Below are 208 nucleotides of genomic sequence, written 5' to 3' on the forward strand. Positions count from 1 at the left end.
GCCTTGTTTGATGTATCGGTAGTATTACAGAATCAATCTCAAGTTTTTGGGTTAAGAAATGAAGAATCCTTATCGGGCTTGCAAGTTGAAAATTATAATTTCACAAATAAGATATCACAGATAGACATACGATTCAATTTCGCAGAATTAGACGGCTTGGCGTTGACTATCGATTACAATACAGATATTTATGATCTTGAATTGATAG

At 33.2% G+C, this 208-nt stretch carries 1 protein-coding gene; it reads left to right on the forward strand.

All coding sequences use genetic code 11. From position 1 onward, the window contains the following. A partial coding sequence (locus tag ACE01P_RS24540) for a hypothetical protein (RefSeq protein WP_379701682.1) occupies positions 1-208 on the forward strand: 208 nt, incomplete at both ends.

The organism is Flavobacterium sp. HJSW_4 (genome assembly GCF_042436695.1).
In the GTDB taxonomy this organism is placed as follows: Bacteria; Bacteroidota; Bacteroidia; order Flavobacteriales; family Flavobacteriaceae; genus Flavobacterium.